The sequence below is a fragment of the Pseudomonas sp. TE3644 genome, assembly GCF_056278815.1.
In genome coordinates, this window is record NZ_JBWBQF010000001.1 from 5,642,214 (window position 1) to 5,666,996 (window position 24,783).

10 protein-coding genes, 2 tRNA genes and 3 rRNA genes are annotated in these 24,783 nt (G+C 61.2%); 5 read left to right on the forward strand and 10 right to left on the reverse strand.

Going from position 1 to position 24,783, the window contains the following annotated elements; all coding sequences use genetic code 11:
* Positions 1 to 56: 56 nt before the first annotated feature.
* From recD to aptA, 10 genes are all read right to left on the reverse strand, one after another.
* Positions 57 to 2,120: an exodeoxyribonuclease V subunit alpha gene (gene recD / locus ACZ9GA_RS24990; RefSeq protein ID WP_457360052.1), complete on the reverse strand. Its 2,064-nt coding sequence runs from the start codon at positions 2,118 to 2,120 to the stop codon at positions 57 to 59.
* Entirely contained in the window at positions 2,117 to 5,815 is a 3,699-nt protein-coding gene (recB, locus tag ACZ9GA_RS24995) for an exodeoxyribonuclease V subunit beta (protein WP_457360050.1), read from the reverse strand. Before recB ends, recD begins: the two co-directional genes overlap by 4 nt.
* Positions 5,812 to 9,288, reverse strand: coding sequence for an exodeoxyribonuclease V subunit gamma (recC, locus tag ACZ9GA_RS25000; protein WP_457360048.1), 3,477 nt, complete (start codon positions 9,286 to 9,288; stop codon positions 5,812 to 5,814). Before recC ends, recB begins: the two co-directional genes overlap by 4 nt.
* A 327-nt stretch (positions 9,289 to 9,615) precedes the next feature.
* Positions 9,616 to 9,731, reverse strand: a 5S ribosomal RNA gene (gene rrf / locus ACZ9GA_RS25005).
* A 141-nt stretch (positions 9,732 to 9,872) separates the two neighbouring features.
* Positions 9,873 to 12,765: ribosomal RNA gene (locus ACZ9GA_RS25010) — 23S ribosomal RNA — on the reverse strand.
* 235 nt (positions 12,766 to 13,000) lie between these two features.
* Positions 13,001 to 13,076: transfer RNA gene (locus tag ACZ9GA_RS25015), tRNA-Ala, on the reverse strand.
* A 27-nt stretch (positions 13,077 to 13,103) separates the two neighbouring features.
* Positions 13,104 to 13,180 (reverse strand) — tRNA-Ile (locus ACZ9GA_RS25020).
* 123 nt (positions 13,181 to 13,303) lie between these two features.
* Positions 13,304 to 14,840, reverse strand: a 16S ribosomal RNA gene (locus ACZ9GA_RS25025).
* Together the 16S, 23S and 5S rRNA genes with 2 tRNA genes alongside form the textbook arrangement of a ribosomal RNA operon.
* Positions 14,841 to 15,757: 917 nt before the next feature.
* The gene (locus tag ACZ9GA_RS25030) at positions 15,758 to 17,251 is read right to left on the reverse strand and encodes a CoA-acylating methylmalonate-semialdehyde dehydrogenase (protein ID WP_457360046.1); all 1,494 of its coding nucleotides are present in this window, start codon (positions 17,249 to 17,251) and stop codon (positions 15,758 to 15,760) included.
* Positions 17,252 to 17,312: 61 nt separating this feature from the next.
* Positions 17,313 to 18,659, reverse strand: coding sequence for an omega-aminotransferase AptA (gene aptA / locus ACZ9GA_RS25035; RefSeq protein ID WP_027979578.1), 1,347 nt, complete (start codon positions 18,657 to 18,659; stop codon positions 17,313 to 17,315).
* Positions 18,660 to 18,771: 112 nt separating this feature from the next.
* On the opposite strand from aptA, the gene ACZ9GA_RS25040 reads away from it, so the two are divergent.
* The 5 genes from ACZ9GA_RS25040 to ACZ9GA_RS25060 all read left to right on the forward strand — a co-directional run bounded on the left by ACZ9GA_RS25040 (position 18,772) and on the right by ACZ9GA_RS25060 (position 24,780).
* Positions 18,772 to 19,689 (forward strand): LysR family transcriptional regulator, encoded by a 918-nt coding sequence (locus tag ACZ9GA_RS25040; protein ID WP_027979579.1) that lies wholly within the window; start codon positions 18,772 to 18,774, stop codon positions 19,687 to 19,689.
* A gap of 175 nt (positions 19,690 to 19,864) precedes the next feature.
* Positions 19,865 to 21,256: a uracil-xanthine permease family protein gene (locus ACZ9GA_RS25045; RefSeq protein ID WP_457360044.1), complete on the forward strand. Its 1,392-nt coding sequence runs from the start codon at positions 19,865 to 19,867 to the stop codon at positions 21,254 to 21,256.
* 89 nt (positions 21,257 to 21,345) lie between these two features.
* Positions 21,346 to 22,008 carry a TetR/AcrR family transcriptional regulator gene (locus tag ACZ9GA_RS25050; protein ID WP_027979581.1) on the forward strand — a complete coding sequence of 221 codons (663 nt, stop codon included), beginning with the start codon at positions 21,346 to 21,348 and terminating at the stop codon, positions 22,006 to 22,008.
* 23 nt (positions 22,009 to 22,031) lie between these two features.
* A complete protein-coding gene (locus tag ACZ9GA_RS25055) occupies positions 22,032 to 22,616 on the forward strand; it encodes an IMPACT family protein (RefSeq protein WP_457360042.1) in 585 nt (194 codons plus the stop codon).
* A gap of 616 nt (positions 22,617 to 23,232) precedes the next feature.
* On the forward strand, positions 23,233 to 24,780 hold the full coding sequence (locus tag ACZ9GA_RS25060) for an ABC transporter ATP-binding protein (RefSeq protein ID WP_457360040.1): 1,548 nt from the start codon (positions 23,233 to 23,235) through the stop codon (positions 24,778 to 24,780).
* Positions 24,781 to 24,783: the final 3 nt, after the last annotated feature.

Below are 24,783 nucleotides of genomic sequence, written 5' to 3' on the forward strand. Positions count from 1 at the left end.
TGGCCAGCGCAGCCTGGCGGCAGCGGCTACGGGTTCGGTTCGGTTGGGTTCGGTGGCTAGGTTTCCAGCATCAGGCCGCTGAGGCGTTTGACCTTGCGTTGCACGGCGTCTTCGAACACGCCCTTGCGCGGTTCGATCAGGCTGAACCACTGCTTGGCGCGGGTGATGCCGGTGTAGATCAGTTCCTTGGTCAATACCGGATTCAGCGCGTCGGGCAGGATCAGCGCGGTGTGGGTGAACTCCGAGCCCTGGGATTTGTGCACGGTCATGGCGAACACCGTTTCCACGTCGTTGAGACGGCTGGGCAATACAAAGCGCACGCCGCCCTGGCCGTCGTTGCGCGGGAAGGCCACGCGCAGTACCTGACGGTCGGTGTCGCTGCCATCGGGCAGGCGCAGGGCAATGCCGATGTCGCCGTTCATCAGCCCCAGACCATAGTCGTTGCGCGTCATCAGCACCGGACGGCCTTCGTACCAGGGCTGGTCCCCTTCGATCAGGCGTGCCGTCGTCAGTACGCGCGTGGCGCGCTGGTTCAAGCCCTCGACACCCCAAGGCCCCTTGCGCACGGCGCACAGCAACTGGAAGGCCTCGAAGGCCTGCAACACTTGCCTGGCCCACGTGGCCCAGGCTTCGCTTTCCAGCGGCGTGCGAAGCGCCGGGCGGTTGGCTTGCAGCACGCTCAAGTAATGTCGGTAGCCCTGCGCACCATCGCTGGACTGACCTTGCAGCAGCAGACGGTCAAGGCTGCGATCCTGCTCGCCCTTCAATGGCACGCTGAAGATGTCGGCGAACTGCCGCCCCGTCAGCAGCTCGCGCGCTTGCTCGGCTTCCTGGCGGTTGACCCGCAGTGCCAGTTGGCCAATGCCGCTGCCTTCGCCGAAACGGCGTGAGTGACGCAGCATGACCACTTGCTGGGCCAGCGGATGGCGCTCGGCGCTGCCCACTTCAAGGCTGGTGATGCGTTCGCCGCTGACCTGTTCCAGCCAGGCCAGGGTTTGCGGGCTGTAACAACCCTGTTCGGCATCGCGGCACAGGTCACCCAGCACGGCGCCCGCCTCTACCGAAGCCAACTGGTCCTTGTCGCCCAGCAATACCAGACGCGCATGGGCGGGCATGGCGCCCAACAGGTTGGCCATCATTTCCAGGTCGATCATGGAGGCTTCGTCCACCACCAGCACATCCAGTGGCAGCGGGTTGCTGGCGTCGTGGCGGAAGTGCCGGGTGCCCGGTCGGCTACCCAGCAAGCGGTGAACGGTGGTCACCTCGGTAGGGATCTTGTCGCGCACGCTGTCGCTGACGGTGAGCTGCTTGACCTGGGCGCTGATGGATTCGGTCAGGCGTGCGGCGGCCTTGCCGGTAGGCGCGGCCAGACGGATGCGCAGCGGGGTGCCGGCGTTCACGGCCGGGGCCTGCAGCAAGGCCAGCAGACGCACCACGGTGGTGGTCTTGCCGGTGCCTGGGCCGCCGGTGACAATGCTGAAAGCACTGCGGGTGGCCAGGGCGCAGGCCAGTTTCTGCCAGTCGATCTGTTCGCCGCCGGGCGCCCCGAACAGTTGTTCCAGGCGCGCGCGCAGGTCGTCGGGGGTGTTTTCCTGCTCGGCCAGGCGTTGGCGAAGCGCACGGTCGATACGACGCTCGTAGGCCCAGTAGCGGCGCAGGTAGAGGCGTTGGCCGGCCAGCACCAGCGGGCGCTCGCCGCTGTCGTCCTCGGCCAGGGCCACCAGCGGGCTGCTGGCCAGGGTGGCTCGCCACGTTTCGGCGGCCAGGTGTTCGAGCAACTGCGAGGGCAGCAGCACGGGGCCGGCCAATGCATCGCCCTCGGGCGGCAGCGACAGGGCGAAGTCGGGCTCTTCCAGGGTGCGCGCAAGGTCGAGGCAGACGTGGCCGTGGCCCAGTTGGTGGCTGGTCAGGGCGGCGGCCAGGAGTACCAGCGGATCACCGTCTGGCTCCCGCTCGGCGAGGAAGCCGACGAAAGCCTTGTCCAGCGCCCGCAGCCAGCCACGCTCGGCCCAGCGCTCCAGCAACGCCAGCAGGTCATCGACGCGTTGCAGCGGCGCCAGCTCGGCCAGGGTGCGGGCTTCCAGCGCAGTGGGCAGCAGATCGGCAAATGTACGGCTCATGCCGGTTCTCCTTCGAACAAGTCGCCCATGGGCTCGGGTTGGCGGACGATGCCGCGGAACAGCTCGTCCAGGCGCTCGATCAATTCACGCGGCGGGCGCGCGAAGGCCAGGCCCTGGCTGGGCGCATGCACGCCGCGCAGGAAGATGAACACCGCGCCGCCCACGTGCAGGTCGTAGTCATAGTCGGGCAGGCGTGCCTTGAGCTGGCGATGCAGGGCCAGCAGGTAGAGCACGTATTGCAGGTCGTAACGGTGGTCGAGGATGGCCTGGGTCATGGCGTCCTCGGTATAGGCGCTCTCATCGACGCCCAGCCAGTTGGATTTGTAGTCGACCACGTAGTAGCGGCCGTCATGCTCGAAGGTCAGGTCGATGAAGCCCTTGAACATGCCGTTGAGCATGGCGCCTTCGGCTGGCGCGCGTGGTGCGCCGCCATGGGTATGCTCGCGCACCAGGGCATCGAGCTGGCTGACGTCGACGCGATGGCTGGCGAACCAGAACTCCATCTCGATCTGGTAATGCTCCAGGCTTACCAGGCTCACCGTCTGATCACCCAAGGCAAGCGGCGCCTGCAGCAAATGCTGCAGCCAGGCATTGAGGGTGGGAATCCAGCCCTGCCAGCCGCGCAGGTTGCAACGGGCACCCACGGTGTCGGCCAGCAGTTCAGGCTGCGCGGCGACGGTGGCGAAACCTTCGCGCCCAGCCCATTCCAGCAGGCCGTGGAGAAAGGTACCGGGGTTGGGGCCACGGGGGAATCGATGGATATCGCCGCTCAGGGCCTGTACCTCTCGCGGGGCAGCCGGGTCCAGACGCTCGTCGTCGAACAGCTTCTGTGCCTGGGGGCTGTCTGGCGACTGATCGCTGCCCGGGGCCAGGCTGTCGCTGATACGCAGGGCACTGTAGGAGGCGATCCACCAGTTTTCCGCGGCGCGGCGCTTGGGCACCTTGGCGGCCAGCAGGCTGGCTTCGTTGCGCGGCGGTACGTAGCGCTGATCGTCAGCTTCGGGCATGGGGGCGGTGTGAATGGCTGCGCAGCCGGCCTGCATGTCCAGCAGCCAGCGGGCCAAACCTTGGGACTCGTCCAGCCGTTGGCCGCCGCCCAGCAAATAGCCCAGCGCCGAACGGTGCAGTATCGAGTCCTTGGTATTGCCGCGCTTGAGGTCGGCAACACCCAGCCAGCAGGCATGCTGGGCACGGGTCAGGGCCACGTAGAGCAGACGCAGGTCTTCGGCCAGGCGCTCGTCGTCGGCCAAAGCCACCTGCTCCGCCGTGGGGCTGAGGGTGACCTGCGCCCTGCCTTGCGCATCGTGGAACGACAACGGCAAGCGCTTGCCGTCGACCGGCTTGGTCGAGCAGATGAAGGGCAGGAACACCAGCGGATATTCAAGGCCCTTGGATTTGTGGATGGTGACCACCTTGACCAGTTGCTCATCGCTTTCCAGGCGCAGGATCTGTTCTTCACCCGCCTGGCCGGAGGTGGCCAGGTGCTCGGACAGGTGGCGGATCAATGCCTGCTCGCCATCCAGCTCACCGGCGGCCTGCTGCAGCAATTCGGCCAGGTGCAACAGGTTGGTCAGTATGCGTTCACCGTCGCTGCGTGCCATCAGTGCCTGGGGCAATTGGAAATCGTGCAGCAGGTGCCGCAGCATGGGCAGCACGCCCTGGGTACGCCACAGGGTGCGGTAGGTGCGGAACTGCATGACGCGCCGCTCCCAGGCCAGCTCGTCCTGGTTTAACTGCGCCAGGGCGCTGAGGGGCAGGTTCAGAGTGGTGGTGGCCAACGCGCCGCGCAAAGGGCGCTCGGCGTCCGGCTCGGCGCAGGCCTTCAGCCAGCTGAGCAGGTCGTGGGCTTCCTGGGCGGCGAATACCGAGTCCTTGTCGGACAGGTACACGCTGCGCACGCCGCGGGCGGCGAGTTCGCCGCGCACGGCCTGGGCTTCCTTGCCGTCACGGACCAGGATGGCGATGTCGGCGGGGGTGACCGGTTTCAGTGTTTCGCCCGGTTTGGTGAAACCTGCCGTACCTCGCTGGCCGCCGTTGAGCAGGGCGACGATGGTAGACGCACAGGCACCGGCCAGTTGCTGGCGATACACCGGGCCCGACAGCGGGGCATCGCTGGGCAGTTGCCACAGGTTCAAGGCCGCCACGGGCTGGCCGTTGATGCTCAGGCTTTCCTTTCGGCCTTGGGCCAATACCGGCAGGAATGGCACCGGGTTGTCATCGCCGTGCCGGAACAGGAAGGCACCACGCCCCAGCGCACGTTGTTCGGCAACGTCGAATACGTGGTTCACCGCCTCGACCATGGCATGGCTGGAACGGAAGTTGGTACCCAGCGTGTGCAGCCGGCCGGTGGTGGCCTGGCGGGCTCGCAGATAGGTGTAGATGTCGGCACCGCGGAAGGCATAGATGGCCTGCTTGGGGTCGCCGATCAGGAACAGCCCGCTGTCGGGCTGGTTGGCCTCGATGTGGTAGATGCTCTCGAAAATACGGTACTGCACCGGGTCGGTGTCCTGGAATTCGTCGATCAAGGCCACCGGGAACTGTTCGCGGATCAGCCCTGCCAGGCGCTCGCCGCCGGCCCCCTGCAACGCTGCGTCCAGGCGCAGCAGCATGTCGTCGAAGCCCATTTCGGCGCGACGACGCTTTTCCTCTTCGAAGCGCGCGCCCACCCAGCGCGCCGCATGCTCAAGCACTGCAGCGTCAGGGGTAGGCAGGTTGCGCAGGGCATCGGCCAGGCCTTGCATGGCGTCCAGGCCCGGGTGCGTGGGCGGATCGCCCTTCCAGGCCTCGGCCATGCCGTCAGGGGTCAGGCGAGTGAAGCCGGTGCCGATGTCCAGTTCGACCAGGCTTTCGTCACCGGCCCAGGCCACCAGTTTGTCGAACCAGGGCTCGAAATAGCGGGCCTGCATTTTGCGACCGTCCACGGCCTTGGCAGCAACGGCCTCCAGGCAGATGACACGCAGCTCCTGGGCCCATTGGGCCCACGGGGCCTTGAGCTGCTCAAGCGCCTGCTTGCGCTCGGTCAAGGCGGCTTCGATCAAGGCTCCTGGTTCCTGGCCGCCGTCCGCGCGGCGCGGGCTGCCGAACAGCGCCCGCACCCGTGGCAGCAAGGCAGCCGGGCCACCCCAGTTGCTGCGCACCCAGTTCAGCGTGTCGCCCTGCATGGCGTAGCAGAAGCGCCGCCAGTAGTCGCGCACCACCTCACCCAGCAGATCGCTGTGGTCGGTTTCCAGGGTCTGGGTGAACAGGCTGCCGCTGTCGAAGGCGTGTTCGCGCAGCATGCGCTGGCACCAACTGTGGATGGTCGATACCGCGGCTTCGTCCATCCACTGGGCGGCGATGTCGAGGCGATTGGCGCAGCCGGCCCATTGCTCGGGCGCGAATTCGTCGCGCAGTTGGCTGATCAGGTCATCGGGGCTGGGCATCTCGTCGCGGAAGAAACGCGCGGCTTCCGCCAGGCGGGTGCGGATACGCTCACGCAATTCCTTGGTGGCAGCATCGGTGAAGGTCACCACGAGGATCTGCGGGGGCAGCAGTTCGCGGCCGAAGCCGGACTGTTCACCGCCGTGGCCCAGCACTAGGCGCAGGTACAGCGCCGAGATGGTGAAGGTCTTGCCGGTACCGGCACTGGCTTCGATCAGTTGGCTGCCGCGCAGGGGGAAGGCCAGCGCCAAGGGCTTTTCGTGGTGGTCGGTCATGAGCGGGCCTCGTCGCCGTCGATGGAGCGCCAAGGGGCTTCGAACATGGGGCGGTACAGCGCATCGCACCAGCCTTCGAACTCCTCGCTGTCGATCAGGGCATTGAAATCGGGAAACTGACGGGCCAGCGCCACGCTTTCGCGACGCTCGCCATCGGTGGTGATGCCATCGCCTTCGTAAGCTTTGCGGGCTGCGGCCTCGGCCTTGATCGGATCGCCTTGGCCAAGCCAGGCAAACGCGGTCTTCACGGCTACCGGCAAGGGGCGACGCATGCCCTGTTGCCAGGCCAGCAACAGGTCACCCAATGCGTCGCGTGCCTTGTCGGCGGGAAGTGCCGCCAACACCAGGGTGTCGTCACTGGCGACCACGGCGGTGGTCAGTGGCAGGCCAACGGCACAGGCCGCCAGGTGCGTAACCCAACTGCGAACCAGGCGATGCCATTTGCGTGACCGGGCACCGCCAATGGCATTGGCAATGGCGGTGACGCTGAGCAGATTGCCGTCCCCGCGTTGATGCAGGTTGCTGACCCAGCCATCCAGGCGCAGGCCCTGGTATTCGAAGTTCACCGGCTTGGCGGTTACCACCGGCGTCGGCCAAAGCACCAGTAGTTGTTGGAAACGCTGGAGCAGGTCGGGCAACGGCTCGATCAACTCCTCCTGCAGACACTCGCCAAAACCGGCCATTGGCAGCAGCCCGCTGCCTTGCATGCGGCGGGCCTGGGCGTAAAGGGTTGCATCAACATCGTCGGCGGCAGCCATGGCGGTGGTCAGCAGCTTGTCGCTGAGGGTGTAGCGTTCCAACGCGTCGAGTACGAAGGGCTCCTCGTCGGCCAGCGGCGCTTCTGCGGTCTCGAAGAATACTTTCAGGCGCTGGCTGAAAAAATGTCGTACCGGGTTGCGCAGAAAGTCCTGCAGCTGGGTGAGGGCCAGCGGCTCTTCCTGGACGTGGGCTGGCAACACCTCTTCAGCGGCCTGTGGCTGTAGATCGGTATGCAATACCCGCCACTCGGAGGCGAAGCTGAACAGGCCACTGCCTTCATGGAAATAGCGGGCGCTGAAAGGCTGCAACGGATGCTCAAGGCTAAGGGCATGCACCAACTGTTCGCCGGCATTGAGCTTGGCGCCTTCCTGGGCGTCGTGCAGTTGCCAGCCACTGGCGAGGTGATCGCGCAACTGGCCGATCAACACGGAGGCTGGGCGCTCGCTGTTATCGCGAATGCTGCGGCCGACCCAGCTGACATAGAGTTGTTCTCTCGCCGACAGCAGGGCTTCAAGCAGCAGATAGCGGTCATCTTCACGGCGTGAACGATCGCCGGGGCGGTAGTCGCTGCCCATCAGGTCGAAGTCCAGCGGTGGTTGCGCGCGCGGATAGTCGCCGTCGTTCATGCCCAGCAGGCAGACGATCTTGAACGGGATGGCGCGCATGGGCATCAGCGTGCAGAAATTCACGGCGCCGGCGAGGAAGCGTTGCGACAGCTTGCCTTGGTCAAGGCCGGCCAGCCAGGCTTCACGCACTACCGTCAGCGGCAACGGCTCATGCAGGTCAACCGACTCGCAGGTGCGCAGCCATTGCTCGCGCAACTCCTCAAGCTGCACCAACAGATAGTCGTCATGCTCGTTGCTGGCCTGGAAGAACACCTGGGTAAGGCCTTGCAGGCGCTCGCCCCATTCCTTGGGTTCTGCAGGCGCGGACAACACCTGATGGGCGACTTCGAGGGCGTCGAGCAACGCGACCAATGGGCCAATCAGGGCCGCATCCAGACCGCCGATTTCATCATACGGCTCAATACCGCCGTAACCCTGGCCACCACCTACTGCGTAGCCAAGCAACATCCGACGCAAGCCGAATCGCCAGCTGTTCTGCTCCAACTGCTCTGGCAGTCCCAAGCCTGCACGTTGAGCGGCGTTGAGCCCCCAGCGGATGCCGGCGCCTTCAATCCAGCGATGCAGGGTAGGCAGGTCGCTTTCCTGCACGCCAAAGCGATTGCGCAGCGACGGCACGTCGAGCAGATCAAGAATTTCGCTGACGGCGAAACGGCTGTCGGGGAGCTTGAGCAAGTGTTCGATGGCAATCAGCAGCGGGTCACGACCACGCTGATTCTGGTCGGTGAGGGTGAACGGAATGAAGCGCGGGTCGTTGCGGTCCAGCTGCCCGAACACTGCGCGAATATGCGGCGCATAGCTGTCAACGTCGGGGACCATGACGATAACGTCACGCGGGCGCAGATGCGGGTCGGCGCTGAAGCGGGCCAGCAATTGGTCATGCAAGATTTCCACTTCGCGCTGGGCGCTGTGGGCGATATGGAAACGGACGGAGCGGTCCTTGGCGATGTTGACCGCAGGCCAGGTTTCGCGCGTTTCTGCCAGCGGGCGTAACTCGAGAATGTCGTCCTGCAGTTGGCCAAGCAGGGTGGTGGGCTGGCCGTCACTGAACAGGTCAATCCGCCCTTCGCGAAAGGCCACCCGATAGCTGTTGGGGTCGTCGTAACTGTCCAGCAGGTTGATGTAGTCGCGCCCCTGCTTGCCCCATGCGGCAAGCAGCGGGTGTGCATGCTGGTGCAATGCATCGGCATCGATCACCACGGGCATGCCCTGCTTGCGTGCCTGGCGCTTGTACTGGTGACGCAGCAGGTCCTTGTCGGCAACGATGTCGGACCAGTGGTGGCGGCAAGGGTTATGCACGCACAGCAACACTTGGCTGAAACGCGACAGACCTGCCAGGGCCTCGAGGGCCTGGGCTGGCAGGGAGGAAATACCGAAGACGATTACGCGGTTTGGCAGGCCTTTGGGCGCTTGTTCGAGACCGTTGATACGCTCGATGAAACGCTGATGCACGCCGGCCCGGCTTTGGGCCATGCCCTCCTCACCCACGTCATGCAACAGGGCCCGCCATAGCTCTGCCTGCCAGCGGTTGGCGTCTGCCAGCGGCTTGGCTTCGCCACGCACGTTGCGCAACTGATGGCGGCCAGCGGCCCAATCTTCCAGCCAGTCTGCCCGGTATACCTGATATTGGTCATACAGGTCCGCGAGGCGTTCGGCCAGTTGATAGCGTTTGCGCAAGTCACTGTCATCCGTGAGGAAGCGCTGCAGCGGCTCGAAATGCGGTTGGTCGATCAGTTGAGGCAACAGGCGCATGAGGCGCCATGTCAACGGTGCCTTGTCGAGCAGCGAGGTTTGCGGGATTTCATCCTTGCCCAGCACGCTGCGATAGAGCTGCCACATGAAGCTGCCCGGCAGCTGCACGTCGATGGCGGCGGCAATCCCGCAGCCGCCCAGGTCATCGTCCTGCGCGTCTTCCGCCAGGGCGAGTTTCAGCCATTGAGCGATGCCGTTGCTTTGCACCAAGGCGATTTCGTGTTCCAAAGGCGCGAGCGGATAACGCCGCATCCAGCTGACCACCAGGCTGCGCAGTTCATCGAGGCGGTTGCCGTGAACCACCATGAAACCTGGGGTAAGGGGCGGGTTGGCCGGCATGGATGATTCCTTCAATGGGGAGGCTTGGGCAGGTGAGAACCTTATCAGATGTGGTGCGGGGGGCTACATGCTGATGGGTCTGATAATTGTGTGGGGGATTTCCCAGGGTGATCTATATCACCACCGCCAGGCTGCGCTAAATCTGTAGCCGCTGCCGTAGGCTGCGCTGGCCCTGGTGTGCGCTGGAGATCTTCGGTGGGGCTTGGGGCCAGCGCAGCCTGGCGGCAGCGGCTACGATGCGATGAGGCCAGGACTGCTGTCCCTGAATTCCAGGCCATAAAGACAAAACCCCCACCTGCTTTCGCAGATGGGGGTTTCGGAATTTAATCTTGACGATGACCTACTCTCACATGGGGAAACCCCACACTACCATCGGCGATGCATCGTTTCACTGCTGAGTTCGGGATGGGATCAGGTGGTTCCAATGCTCTATGGTCGTCAAGAAATTCTGTAGCCAGGATGCCCTTTGGGTGGCATTCCAGCGAATCGGGTATGTGATGGTATTTGTGGATCAGCAAACTTTCGGTTCGTATCATCTTCACAACACCGCAATCTGGCTTCCGCTCAAATTGCTTGGGTGTTATATGGTCAAGCCTCACGGGCAATTAGTATTGGTTAGCTCAACGCCTCACAGCGCTTACACACCCAACCTATCAACGTCGTAGTCTTCGACGGCCCTTCAGGGAACTCAAGGTTCCAGTGAGATCTCATCTTGAGGCAAGTTTCCCGCTTAGATGCTTTCAGCGGTTATCTTTTCCGAACATAGCTACCCGGCAATGCCACTGGCGTGACAACCGGAACACCAGAGGTTCGTCCACTCCGGTCCTCTCGTACTAGGAGCAGCCCCTCTCAAATCTCAAACGTCCACGGCAGATAGGGACCGAACTGTCTCACGACGTTCTAAACCCAGCTCGCGTACCACTTTAAATGGCGAACAGCCATACCCTTGGGACCGGCTTCAGCCCCAGGATGTGATGAGCCGACATCGAGGTGCCAAACACCGCCGTCGATATGAACTCTTGGGCGGTATCAGCCTGTTATCCCCGGAGTACCTTTTATCCGTTGAGCGATGGCCCTTCCATACAGAACCACCGGATCACTAAGACCTACTTTCGTACCTGCTCGACGTGTCTGTCTCGCAGTCAAGCGCGCTTTTGCCTTTATACTCTACGACCGATTTCCGACCGGTCTGAGCGCACCTTCGTACTCCTCCGTTACTCTTTAGGAGGAGACCGCCCCAGTCAAACTACCCACCATACACTGTCCTCGATCCGGATAACGGACCTGAGTTAGAACCTCAAAGTTGCCAGGGTGGTATTTCAAGGATGGCTCCACGCGAACTGGCGTCCACGCTTCAAAGCCTCCCACCTATCCTACACAAGCAAATTCAAAGTCCAGTGCAAAGCTATAGTAAAGGTTCACGGGGTCTTTCCGTCTAGCCGCGGATACACTGCATCTTCACAGCGATTTCAATTTCACTGAGTCTCGGGTGGAGACAGCGCCGCCATCGTTACGCCATTCGTGCAGGTCGGAACTTACCCGACAAGGAATTTCGCTACCTTAGGACCGTTATAGTTACGGCCGCCGTTTACCGGGGCTTCGATCAAGAGCTTCGCGTTAGCTAACCCCATCAATTAACCTTCCGGCACCGGGCAGGCGTCACACCCTATACGTCCACTTTCGTGTTTGCAGAGTGCTGTGTTTTTAATAAACAGTCGCAGCGGCCTGGTATCTTCGACCGGCATGAGCTTACGGAGCAAGTCCTTCACCCTCACCGGCGCACCTTCTCCCGAAGTTACGGTGCCATTTTGCCTAGTTCCTTCACCCGAGTTCTCTCAAGCGCCTTGGTATTCTCTACCCAACCACCTGTGTCGGTTTGGGGTACGGTTCCTGGTTACCTGAAGCTTAGAAGCTTTTCTTGGAAGCATGGCATCAACCACTTCGTCGTCTAAAGACAACTCGTCATCAGCTCTCGGCCTTAGAATCCCGGATTTACCTAAGATTCCAGCCTACCACCTTAAACTTGGACAACCAACGCCAAGCTGGCCTAGCCTTCTCCGTCCCTCCATCGCAATAACCAGAAGTACAGGAATATTAACCTGTTTTCCATCGACTACGCTTTTCAGCCTCGCCTTAGGGACCGACTAACCCTGCGTCGATTAACGTTGCGCAGGAAACCTTGGTCTTTCGGCGTGGGTGTTTTTCACACCCATTGTCGTTACTCATGTCAGCATTCGCACTTCTGATACCTCCAGCAAGCTTCTCAACTCACCTTCACAGGCTTACAGAACGCTCCTCTACCGCATCACCCTAAGGTGATACCCGTAGCTTCGGTGCATGGTTTGAGCCCCGTTACATCTTCCGCGCAGGCCGACTCGACTAGTGAGCTATTACGCTTTCTTTAAAGGGTGGCTGCTTCTAAGCCAACCTCCTAGCTGTCTAAGCCTTCCCACATCGTTTCCCACTTAACCATGACTTTGGGACCTTAGCTGACGGTCTGGGTTGTTTCCCTTTTCACGACGGACGTTAGCACCCGCCGTGTGTCTCCCATGCTCGGCACTTGTAGGTATTCGGAGTTTGCATCGGTTTGGTAAGTCGGGATGACCCCCTAGCCGAAACAGTGCTCTACCCCCTACAGTGATACATGAGGCGCTACCTAAATAGCTTTCGAGGAGAACCAGCTATCTCCGAGCTTGATTAGCCTTTCACTCCGATCCACAGGTCATCCGCTAACTTTTCAACGGTAGTCGGTTCGGTCCTCCAGTTAGTGTTACCCAACCTTCAACCTGCCCATGGATAGATCGCCCGGTTTCGGGTCTATACCCAGCGACTAAACGCGCTATTAACACTCGCTTTCGCTACGCCTCCCCTATTCGGTTAAGCTCGCCACTGAATATAAGTCGCTGACCCATTATACAAAAGGTACGCAGTCACAGAACAAAGTCTGCTCCCACTGCTTGTACGCATACGGTTTCAGGATCTATTTCACTCCCCTCTCCGGGGTTCTTTTCGCCTTTCCCTCACGGTACTAGTTCACTATCGGTCAGTCAGTAGTATTTAGCCTTGGAGGATGGTCCCCCCATATTCAGACAAAGTTTCTCGTGCTCCGTCCTACTCGATTTCATGACCAAGAGATTTTCGCGTACAGGGCTATCACCCACTATGGCCGCACTTTCCAGAGCGTTCCGCTAATCTCAAAGCCACTTAAGGGCTGGTCCCCGTTCGCTCGCCACTACTAAGGGAATCTCGGTTGATTTCTTTTCCTCAGGGTACTTAGATGTTTCAGTTCCCCTGGTTCGCCTCTTGCACCTATGTATTCAGTACAAGATAACCATCTTATGATGGCTGGGTTCCCCCATTCAGACATCTCCGGATCACAGTCTGTTTGCCGACTCCCCGAAGCTTTTCGCAGGCTACCACGTCTTTCATCGCCTCTGACTGCCAAGGCATCCACCGTATGCGCTTCTTCACTTGACCATATAACCCCAAGCAATCTGGTTATACTATGAAGACGACATTCGCCGAAAATTTGCAATTTGAATCACAAATTTTACCTTAGCCTGATCCGTTACCAGTGAAAGTAACGTTCAGTCTATCTTTCTATCACATACCCAAATTTTTAAAGAACGATCTAATCAAAGACTAGAAATCAACATTCACCATCACTTGGATGGAATGCTCATTTCTAAGCTTTAACGCAGAAGCAGTTAAGTGGTGGAGCCAAGCGGGATCGAACCGCTGACCTCCTGCGTGCAAGGCAGGCGCTCTCCCAGCTGAGCTATGGCCCCGTATACAGGCATTTCCCACACAAAAATTGGTGGGTCTGGGCAGATTCGAACTGCCGACCTCACCCTTATCAGGGGTGCGCTCTAACCAACTGAGCTACAGACCCAATTTCGAGCGTAACTGTTAGCTAGTTCAGCTATCAGCTTGGAGCTTAAAGCTGCTTCTATCGTCTTTTTCAATGAATCAAGCAATTCGTGTGGGAGCTCATGATACAGCTGATGTCGTCGATTAAGGAGGTGATCCAGCCGCAGGTTCCCCTACGGCTACCTTGTTACGACTTCACCCCAGTCATGAATCACACCGTGGTAACCGTCCCCCCGAAGGTTAGACTAGCTACTTCTGGTGCAACCCACTCCCATGGTGTGACGGGCGGTGTGTACAAGGCCCGGGAACGTATTCACCGCGACATTCTGATTCGCGATTACTAGCGATTCCGACTTCACGCAGTCGAGTTGCAGACTGCGATCCGGACTACGATCGGTTTTGTGAGATTAGCTCCACCTCGCGGCTTGGCAACCCTCTGTACCGACCATTGTAGCACGTGTGTAGCCCAGGCCGTAAGGGCCATGATGACTTGACGTCATCCCCACCTTCCTCCGGTTTGTCACCGGCAGTCTCCTTAGAGTGCCCACCATTACGTGCTGGTAACTAAGGACAAGGGTTGCGCTCGTTACGGGACTTAACCCAACATCTCACGACACGAGCTGACGACAGCCATGCAGCACCTGTCTCAATGTTCCCGAAGGCACCAATCCATCTCTGGAAAGTTCATTGGATGTCAAGGCCTGGTAAGGTTCTTCGCGTTGCTTCGAATTAAACCACATGCTCCACCGCTTGTGCGGGCCCCCGTCAATTCATTTGAGTTTTAACCTTGCGGCCGTACTCCCCAGGCGGTCAACTTAATGCGTTAGCTGCGCCACTAAAGACTCAAGGTCCCCAACGGCTAGTTGACATCGTTTACGGCGTGGACTACCAGGGTATCTAATCCTGTTTGCTCCCCACGCTTTCGCACCTCAGTGTCAGTATCAGTCCAGGTAGTCGCCTTCGCCACTGGTGTTCCTTCCTATATCTACGCATTTCACCGCTACACAGGAAATTCCACTACCCTCTACCATACTCTAGCTTGCCAGTTTCGGATGCAGTTCCCAGGTTGAGCCCGGGGATTTCACATCCGACTTAACAAACCACCTACGCGCGCTTTACGCCCAGTAATTCCGATTAACGCTTGCACCCTCTGTATTACCGCGGCTGCTGGCACAGAGTTAGCCGGTGCTTATTCTGGCGGTAACGTCAAAATTGCAGAGTATTAATCTACAACCCTTCCTCCCACCTTAAAGTGCTTTACAATCCGAAGACCTTCTTCACACACGCGGCATGGCTGGATCAGGCTTTCGCCCATTGTCCAATATTCCCCACTGCTGCCTCCCGTAGGAGTCTGGACCGTGTCTCAGTTCCAGTGTGACTGATCATCCTCTCAGACCAGTTACGGATCGTCGCCTTGGTGAGCCATTACCTCACCAACTAGCTAATCCGACCTAGGCTCATCTGATAGCGCAAGGCCCGAAGGTCCCCTGCTTTCTCCCGTAGGACGTATGCGGTATTAGCGTTCCTTTCGAAACGTTGTCCCCCACTACCAGGCAGATTCCTAGGCATTACTCACCCGTCCGCCGCTGAATCGAAGAGCAAGCTCTTCTCATCCGCTCGACTTGCATGTGTTAGGCCTGCCGCCAGCGTTCAATCTGAGCCATGATCAAACTCTTCAGTTTAATACTGCAATTAGGTTTTGAGAAAACCTTATAAACTTGGCTCAGCAATCGTTGGTTACATCTTTGATTTCTCGCGGAGTAACTTGTGATGCTGATAATCTTTCTGACTATCAGTCTGAGTCACAAGCACCCACACGAATTGCTTGATTCAGTTGTTAAAGAGCGGTTGGTTGATTCTTTCGTCTCAACCGAGGCGCGCATTCTACGCTTTCCTCAGGGCCTGTCAAGCGTTTATTTTGAAGTTTTTCAGAATTTCTCGTTGAACTTCAAACACTTGGCTCGCTTCGATCTCTCGTTAGCGGGAGGCGAATTCTACAGTGATTTGAGTCGCTGTCAACTGCCTTTTTTTGCCGCTTTCGACGTTAAGATCGAAACACTTCAGGGCTGGTTACTTCGGTTAACTCATTGAGTTTCAAGGAGTTTTCCGTTTGGTCTGCGCCGGAAGTGGGGCGAATTATAGAGAGATTCAGGGGGAGGTCAAGGGGTAATTTCAACAAATTGTCTTTAAAGTCAAAAGCTTCCCCACATCCCACCGTATCAGGGCCACCAGGTGCATGCCGGAAGAGTTTCATGCCTCATGACATCGAGCGCCGCCCGCGCGGCGCTTCCCGGGCAGAGCCCGGTCCTACATTTGTTGCAACGTGCCCCGCTCAGGAGTGGGGTTGCCAGCCTGGCGGCACCAACACAGATCTCCAGTGGGCAGACAAGGCGGACCAGGCGATGGCACTGGCATAACTGGCCCGAAACAGATGTAGGACCGGGCTCTGCCCGGGAAGCGCCGCGCGGGCGGCGCTCGATCTCAAGGGCGCTAGAAGGACAAAGACTGGCACCTGGCAGCCATAACGCAACCTTCAACCATGCCCCCCAAAACCCAAAAAAGGCGGGCCTAACGGCCCGCCCTGTCTCACCCTACAACCTCAAAGACTAGGAAACGCAAACTGCGAAGCCTCATGACTCGCCCGCTGCGGCCAGCGCTGCGTAATCGCCTTGCGCCGCGTATAGAACCGCACCCCATCCGGCCCATAGGCATGCAGGTCACCAAACAACGACCGCTTCCACCCACCAAAGCTGTGGTAAGCCACCGGCACCGGCAGCGGCACGTTCACGCCGACCATGCCCACTTCAATCTCATCACAGAACAACCGCGCCGCTTCACCGTCACGGGTAAAGATGCAGGTGCCGTTGCCGTACTCGTGATCGTTGATCAGCTTCATCGCCTCTTCCAGGCTGTTCACCCGAACGATGCACAGCACCGGACCAAAGATCTCTTCCTTATAGATGCGCATCTGGGGGGTGACGTTGTCGAACAGGCAGCCACCCAGGAAGAAACCATCTTCGTTGCCCGGCACCACCAGGCTGCGGCCGTCGACTACCAGCTTGGCGCCCGCCTGGACGCCGTCTTCGACATACCCGGCAACTTTGTCACGGGCCTGGCCGGTTACCAGCGGGCCCATGTCCAAACCACACGAGGTGCCCGCACCGATTTTCAGTGCCTTGATCTGCGGCACCAGCTTGGCCACCAGGGCGTCAGCTACCTGGTCGCCCACGCACACGGCTACCGAGATGGCCATGCAGCGCTCGCCGCACGAACCGTAGGCGGCGCCCATCAGTGCGCTGACGGCATTGTCCAGGTCGGCGTCGGGCATCAGCACGGCGTGGTTCTTGGCGCCGCCCAGTGCCTGCACGCGTTTGCCGCGCTTGGTGCCTTCGCTGTAGATGTACTCGGCGATTGGCGTCGAACCCACGAAGCTCAGGGCTTTGACTTCCGGCGCCTGGATCAGGGCATCCACGGCGACTTTGTCGCCATGCACCACGTTCAGCACGCCAGCAGGCAAGCCGGCTTCCAGCAACAACTGGGCAATAAAGAGTGTGGAGCTTGGGTCGCGCTCGGAGGGCTTGAGGATGAAGCAGTTGCCGCAGGCGATGGCCAGCGGGTACATCCACAGCGGCACCATGGCCGGGAAGTTGAACGGGGTGATGCCGGCGACCACGCCCAGGGGCTGGAAGTCGGACCAGGCGTCGATGTTCGGGCCGACGTTGCGGCTGTACTCGCCCTTGAGGATTTCGGGGGCGGCGCTGGCGTACTCGACGTTCTCGATACCGCGCTTCAGTTCACCGGCAGCGTCTTCCAGGGTCTTGCCGTGTTCTTCGCTGATCAGCTGCGAGATTTTCGCTTCGTTCTGCTCCAGCAGTTGCTTGAAGCGGAACATCACCTGGGCGCGCTTGGCCGGAGGGGTGTTGCGCCAGGCCGGGAAGGCGGCCTTGGCCGAGTCGATGGCCTGCTGCACGGTTTGCAGGTCAGCCAGCTGGAGCTTGTGGATAACCTGACCGGTCGATGGGTTGTAGACGTCAGCGGTGCGGTCGCCGCCGGAAACCAGATCGCCATTGATCAGGTGCTGAATGCTGCTCATGTAGAACTCCTGGAAAAGGGTGCCAGGAAGCGGGCTGTCCCGCTTCCTATATATAGAGGGATCAGTCGATCGCGTTCAGCGCCTGGCCAACGGCATCGAACAGGCGGTCCATGTCCTGGGCCTGGGCGTTGAAGGTTGGCCCGAACTGCAGGGTGTCGCCGCCGAAGCGCACGTAGAAGCCGGCTTGCCACAGCTTCATCGAGGCCTCGTAAGGGCGCACGATGGCGTCGCCGTCACGCGGGGCCAGCTGGATAGCGCCAGCCAGGCCGAAGTTGCGGATGTCGATGATGTTCTTGCTGCCCTTGACGCCGTGCAGCGCTTTTTCGAAGTGCGGCGCCAATTCGGCGGCTTGCTGCACCAGGTTTTCCTTTTGCAGCAGGTCCAGCGCGGCCAGGCCGGCGGCGCAGGCCACAGGGTGGGCCGAGTAGGTGTAGCCGTGCGGGAACTCCACGGCGTACTCAGGCGTGGCTTGGTTCATGAAGGTCTGGTAGATCTCGGTGCTGGCAATCACCGCGCCCATGGGGATGGCGCCGTTGGTGACCTGCTTGGCGATGCACATCAAATCCGGGGTAACGCCGAAGGTGTCGGCGCCGAACATGTTGCCGGTGCGGCCGAAGCCGGTGATCACTTCGTCGAAGATCAGCAGGATGTTGTGCTGGGTGCAGATTTCGCGCAGACGCTTCAGGTAACCCTTGGGCGGCGGCAGTACGCCGGCGGAACCGGCCATGGGCTCGACGATGACCGCGCCAATGTTGGAGGCGTCATGCAGCTCGATCAGCTTGAGCATTTCGTCGGCCAGAGCGATGCCGCCCTCCTCCGGCGCGCCTTTGGAGAAGGCGTTGCTGGCCAGCAGGGTGTGCGGCAGATGGTCGACGTCCATCAGCTGGCCGAACATTTTGCGGTTGCCATTGACGCCGCCCAGGCTGGTGCCGGCGATGTTCACGCCGTGGTAACCACGGGCACGGCCGATCAGCTTGGTCTTGGTGGCCTGGCCTTTGAGGCGCCAGTAGGCACGCACGATCTTCACCGCGGTGTCGCAGCACTCGGAACCGGAGTTGGTGTAGAACACGTGGTTCAGGTCACCGGGGGTCAGCTCGGTGATTTTCTCGGCCAGTTGGAACGACAGCGGGTGGCCATATTGGAACGCCGGCGAGTAGTCCAGCACGCCCAGCTGACGCGCCACTGCTTCCTGAATTTCCTTGCGGGTATGCCCGGCGCCGCAGGTCCACAGGCCCGACAGGCTGTCGTAGATCTTGCGGCCCTTGTCGTCGGTCAGGTAGCTGCCTTCGGCGGCGACGATGATGCGCGGGTCGCGCTGGAAGCTACGGTTCGCAGTGTAGGGCATCCAGTGAGCATCCAGCTTGAGCTGGCTGGCGATGCCGTTAGGTGCGGTTTCGGGCATGTTCATGCGTGCAAGACCTCGAATCAGGAAGGACGAGTGTTGTTGCAGCTACGTTGTCACGGCGATAAAGTCTGGAAAATCCTGTTTTTCCAATCTTTGGTTAGGCGATGACTAAACTATGAGCCGACGTCCCGATCCTTTGGCACAAGTCAGCGATTTCGACATTCGCCTGCTGAAGATTTACCGCAGCGTGGTGGAATGCGGCGGGTTTTCGGCTGCCGAGAACGTGCTGGGCATTGGCCGCTCGGCCATCAGCCAGCAGATGAGCGACCTGGAACAACGCCTGGGCCTGCGCCTGTGCCAACGCGGGCGCGCCGGGTTTTCGCTGACCGAGGAAGGCCGCGAGGTTTACCACTCGGCGCTGCAATTGCTGAGCGCCATCGAGAGCTTCCGCACCGAGGTCAACGGCCTGCACCAGCATTTGCGCGGCGAGCTGAACATCGGCCTGACCGATAACCTGGTGACCCTGCCGCACATGCGCATCACCCACGCGCTGGCGCAGCTCAAGGACCGGGGGCCGGACGTGCGCATCCAGATCCGCATGATCGCCCCCAGCCAGGTGGAACAAGGTGTGCTCGACGGCAGCCTGCACGTGGGCGTGGTGCCCCAGGCCAGTCCGTTATCAGGTTTGGAATACGCGCCCCTGTATAGCGAGCGCTCGCTTCTGTACTGCGCGGTCGGCCACCCGCTGTTCTATGCCGCCGACGCGGACCTTGACGATGAGCGCCTCAATGCCCAGGACGCCATCGCGCCGACCTTTCGCCTGCCGGCCGAGATCCAGGCGCACTATCAAGCCCTGAACTGCACGGCCAGCGCCTCGGACCGCGAGGGCATGGCCTTCCTGATCCTGACCGGGCGCTTCATCGGCTACCTGCCCGATCATTACGCCAGCTTCTGGGTGCAACAGGGGCGCCTGCGTGCGCTCAAGCCGGCGCAGCGCTTTTATGACCTGAGCCTGTCATGGGTGACGCGCAAGGGCCGCCGCCCGCATTTGGTGCTGGAAAGCTTTCTGGAGAGCCTGGCGGCTACACGGTAGTGCATTGCTAGCCAAAGCAACCCAAGGGCCAGCACCTCCACAACTCAATAAAAATATCTCAACCCTATGATTTTTAAGGCCTGTAGATAAAACACTCATTTCAAACCTGAGCAGTTGGACAGCTTTTTGCAACGGGATGTGTATCTGATACACGACCCCGTGCCGAGAGCCTCCCATGCCACCAGAATCATCGTCGCCCAACGAACTGATCTACGGTCTGAACGATCGCCCCAACCCCATGGCCGCCGTGCTGGCCGCACTGCAACATGTGCTGGCCAGTTTCGTCGGCATCATCACCCCGCCGCTGATCATCGGCTCGGCGCTGGGCCTGACCGAACACCTGCCCTACCTGATCAGCATGGCGCTGATGGTGTCGGGTGTAGGCACTTTCATCCAGGCACGCAGGCCGTTCGGCATCGGCGCCGGGATGATCTGCCTGCAAGGCACCAGCTTCGCCTTCCTGGGCGCCGTGCTGTCGGCCGGCTTCATGGTCAAGCAGCGCGGGGGCAGCCCCGAGGACATCATGGCGATGATCTTCGGCGTGTGCTTTTTCGGTGCTGCGGTGCAGATCGTGCTCAGCCGCTTCATCGGCCAGTTGCGCCGGGTGATCACGCCGCTGGTGACCGGCATCGTCATTACCCTGATCGGCATCAGCCTGATCAAGGTGGGCATGACCGACCTGGGTGGCGGCTTCAACGCCCCGGATTACGGCGCCCCCGGCAACCTGGCACTGGGCGCGTTCGTGCTGCTGGTGATCATTCTGCTCAACCGCTCAAGCACCCCATGGGTGCGTCTGTCGGCGATCATCATCGGCCTGGCCGTGGGCAGCATCGCCGCCTGGTTCAGCGGCAAGCTGGTGCCCCAGGCGCTGCCGGTCCTGCCGTTGCTCAGCGTGCCGGTGCCGTTCAAATTCGGTTTCAGCTTCGACTGGGCGGCGTTCTTCCCGGTGGCGCTGATCTACCTGATCAGCACCATCGAGACCGTGGGCGACCTGACCGCCAACTGCATGCTGTCGCGCCAGCCCATTACGGGGCCCAGCTACATCGGCCGGCTCAAGGGCGGCGTGCTGGGTGACGGCTTCAGCTGCATGCTGGCCGCCACCTTCAGCGCCTTCCCCAACACCACCTTTGCCCAGAACAACGGCGTGATCCAGCTTACCGGCGTGGCCAGCCGCTACGTGGGCCTGTACATCGGCGCCATCCTGTTCCTGCTGGGCCTGGTGCCGGCCATTGGCGCCGTGTTGCAGCAAATCCCCAAACCGGTGCTGGGCGGCGCCACCCTGGTGATGTTCGGCAGCGTCGCGGCGGCGGGCGTGCGCATTCTGGCGCAGGGGCCGCTGGACCGGCGCAGCATGCTGATCATCGCCACCTCCTTCGGCGTGGGCCTGGGCGTGGCGGCACAGCCGACGCTGTTCCACCTGCTGCCCAAGCTGGTACAGAACCTGTTCGATTCGGCCATCACCAGTGGCGGCCTGACCGCTTTGGTCATGTGCCTGCTGCTGCCCGAGGCAAAGCCCCAGGCCAGCCAAGCGCCGGTGGAAAGCGAGGCACTTGAAACTCGCGTTTGAAGGTTTTGCCGCACAGGACTTGTCTGCGACGTGTGGGTGCGTTATCAACGCATCAGGATGCACCCACACGATCTGTTCGGAACCGCCCCATGACCCTCGAAGTCCCCGCGCACAGCGCCCATGCCAACGGCAAACCTGCCAGCCGTATCCGTCAGAAGAACGAAGAAACCATCATCAAGGCCGCCGAGGACGAATTCGCCCGCCACGGGTTCAAGGGCACCAGCATGAACACCATCGCCCTCAACGCCGGGCTGCCCAAGGCCAACCTGCACTACTACTTCACCAACAAGCTAGGCCTGTACATCGCGGTGCTGAGCAACATCCTGGAACTGTGGGACAGCACCTTCAACACCCTTACCGTCCATGACGACCCCGCCCAGGCGCTGACCCGCTACATCCGCGCCAAGATGGAGTTCTCGCGCCGCCATCCGCAGGCTTCGCGCATCTTCGCCATGGAGATCATCAGTGGCGGGCAGTGCCTGAACGACTATTTCAGCCAGGACTACCGCGCCTGGTTCCAGGGCCGTGCCGGGGTGTTCCAGGCCTGGATCGACGCGGGCAAGATGGACCCGGTAGACCCGGTGCACCTGATCTTCCTGCTGTGGGGCAGCACCCAGCATTACGCCGACTTCGCCACGCAGATCTGCCGCGTCACCGGCCGCACGCGCCTGACCAAGCAGGACTTCGATGAAGCCGGCGAGCAATTGATCCGTATAATCCTCAAAGGCTGTGGCCTCACCCCTGTCCAATGACTGTTTGCGCGGATCTGCCCTGAATGCCCTCTACCCTGCTCGGCCCTTGCGAGTTTCGCGAAGAAATCCGCAAGAGCCGCTTCATCACCCTCGCCGCCCCCATCGACAGCGTCGGCGACGCCCAGGCGTTCATCGACCAGCACAGCGTGCCCGATGCCACCCACAACTGCTGGGCCTGGAAGCTGGGCGAGCAATACCGCAGCAATGACGACGGCGAACCGGGCGGTACGGCGGGGCGGCCGATTCTGGCGGCCATCGAGGCTCAGGAGTGCGACCAGGTGGTGGTGCTGGTGATTCGCTGGTATGGCGGGATTCAGCTGGGCACCGGCGGCCTGGCGCGCGCGTACGGTGGCGGTGCTAACAAGTGCCTGCAGCAGGCGGAAAAGCGCGTGCTGGTGAGCCGGATTGCAGTGACGTGTTCGTGCAGTTTCAGTGAGCTGGCGTTGGTGAAGCTGCGGGTGGCGGAGCTGGATGGGTTGGTGGTGCAGGAGGACTTCACGGCCAATGGTGTCGACCTGCAGTTGGCGTTGGGGCGTGAGCATGTGCCGCGGTTGCAGCAGCAACTGGCAGACCTGAGCCGCGGCCGCATTTTGCTACACACCCCGTAGCAGCGGCCGCCAGGTCGCGTCACAGGCGCCGCGCAATGGCTGCCCTACCTTGTGGGAGCGGGTTCTACCCGCGAAGAAGGCAACGCGGACTCCCTGGCATACCGCGGTGTGCTTTTCGCGGGTAGAACCCGCTCCCACACAGACAGTAGGTGCCCGCGCGAAACTGCCCACATCTACTGTGCACCCGATTGTGGATAACCTCTGCGCAACAGGCTCCAGGCCTTGCAGATCAAGGGCTGCAGACTTTTGATCACTTTTTGATCAATCCGCTTGTCCACAACCAAAAACAACGCCCGATCAATCACTTATGCACAGTTATCGCCATTCGAAGATAGCCGGCCCCGGCTTATACCCACCCCCAGGCCTTTCGCACAAAAACGGTGGATCAATCTGTGGATAAGCCGTGCAAGCCTGCGCAAGCCGCTGGCTGCATCGCTCCCGCACCAAGCTGATCATTTTTTGATCAGCCCCGTTCCGAGGCGCGGTGGCCATCATTGCCCTGGCTTGGTGCCAGCAAGCCGGCTCGAAAACAGACGCGAGGCTCTGAAATGCATTTCCTGACCCACTGGCCAGGAAATTGCTTAAGCACCAGCGTCCCATTTCAACCGAGCCCGTCATGTCCAACCCTGCGAACACCCCGCGCCTGCAATTGCGCGCGATCAGCAAGCGTTACCCCGGCTGCCTGGCCAACGACCACATCGACCTGAGCATACAACCGGGCGAGATTCGTGCACTGCTGGGCGAAAACGGTGCCGGCAAGAGCACGCTGATGAAGATCATCTACGGCGTGACCCAGGCCGACAGCGGCAGCGTGCTGTGGCAGGGGCGCGAGGTGCAGATGCGCAACCCGGCCCAGGCCCGCCAACTGGGCATTGGCATGGTGTTCCAGCATTTTTCCTTGTTCGAAACGTTGACCGTGGCGCAGAACATTGCGCTGGCCATGGGGCCGGGGCAGACGCCCGCGCAACTGGAACCAAAGATTCGCGAAGTGTCGGCGCGCTACGGCATGCCGCTGGAGCCGGACCGGCTGGTGCACAGCCTGTCCATCGGCGAGCGCCAGCGTGTGGAGATCGTGCGCTGCCTGATGCAGGACATCCGTTTGCTGATTCTGGACGAGCCGACCTCGGTGCTTACCCCACAGGAAGCCGACGAGCTCTTCATCACCCTGCGCCGCCTGGCGGCCGAAGGCTGCAGCATCCTGTTCATCAGCCACAAGCTGGGCGAAGTGCGCGCCCTGTGCCACAGCGCCACGGTGCTGCGCGGCGGCCGCGTGTCGGGCCACTGCGTGCCGGCCGATTGCAGCGACCTGGAACTGGCGCGGCTGATGGTCGGCGACGCCGAAGGCCTGGTCGCCCAATACCCGAAGGCGAGCGGCGGCGCGGCGTTCCTGCAAGTGGAACAACTGGATTGGCACAACCCCGATCCATTCGGCTGCTCGTTGCGCGGGGTCGACCTGCAAGTGCGCAGCGGCGAGATCGTCGGCATCGCCGGGGTGGCCGGCAATGGCCAGGACGAACTGTTGGCCCTGCTCAGCGGGGAGCAGCGCACTCAGGCAGCCGCCACCATCAAATTCGCTGGTGTGCCCGTGGGCCATCTGCGCCCCGACCAACGCCGCAGCCAGGGCCTTGCCTTCGTGCCTGCCGAACGTCTGGGCCATGGCGCCGTTCCGGAAATGAGCCTGGCCGACAACGCCCTGCTCACCGCCTTCCAGCAGGGCCTGGTGAAGAACGGCATGGTGCGCACGGCCAAGGTACTGGCCCTGGCTGACGAGATCATCCGCCGCTTCGCCGTGAAAACCCCGAATGCCCAGGCCCCGGCACGCAGCCTGTCGGGCGGCAACCTGCAGAAATTCATCCTGGGCCGCGAAATCCTCCAACAGCCGCGCCTGTTGGTGGCTGCGCACCCGACCTGGGGCGTGGACGTGGGCGCGGCGGCCACCATCCACCGTGCCTTGATCGCGCTGCGCGATGCCGGCGCGGCCATCCTGGTGATATCCGAAGACCTGGATGAACTGTTCCAGATCAGCGACCGCCTCGGCGCCCTCAGCGGCGGCCGCCTCAGCGCCCTGCAAGCCACGGCCCAGACCACCCAGGTGGAACTGGGCGGCTGGATGGCCGGCCGCTTTGCCGATAGCCCACAACTTTCCCCCGCCCTGGCCGGATAACGG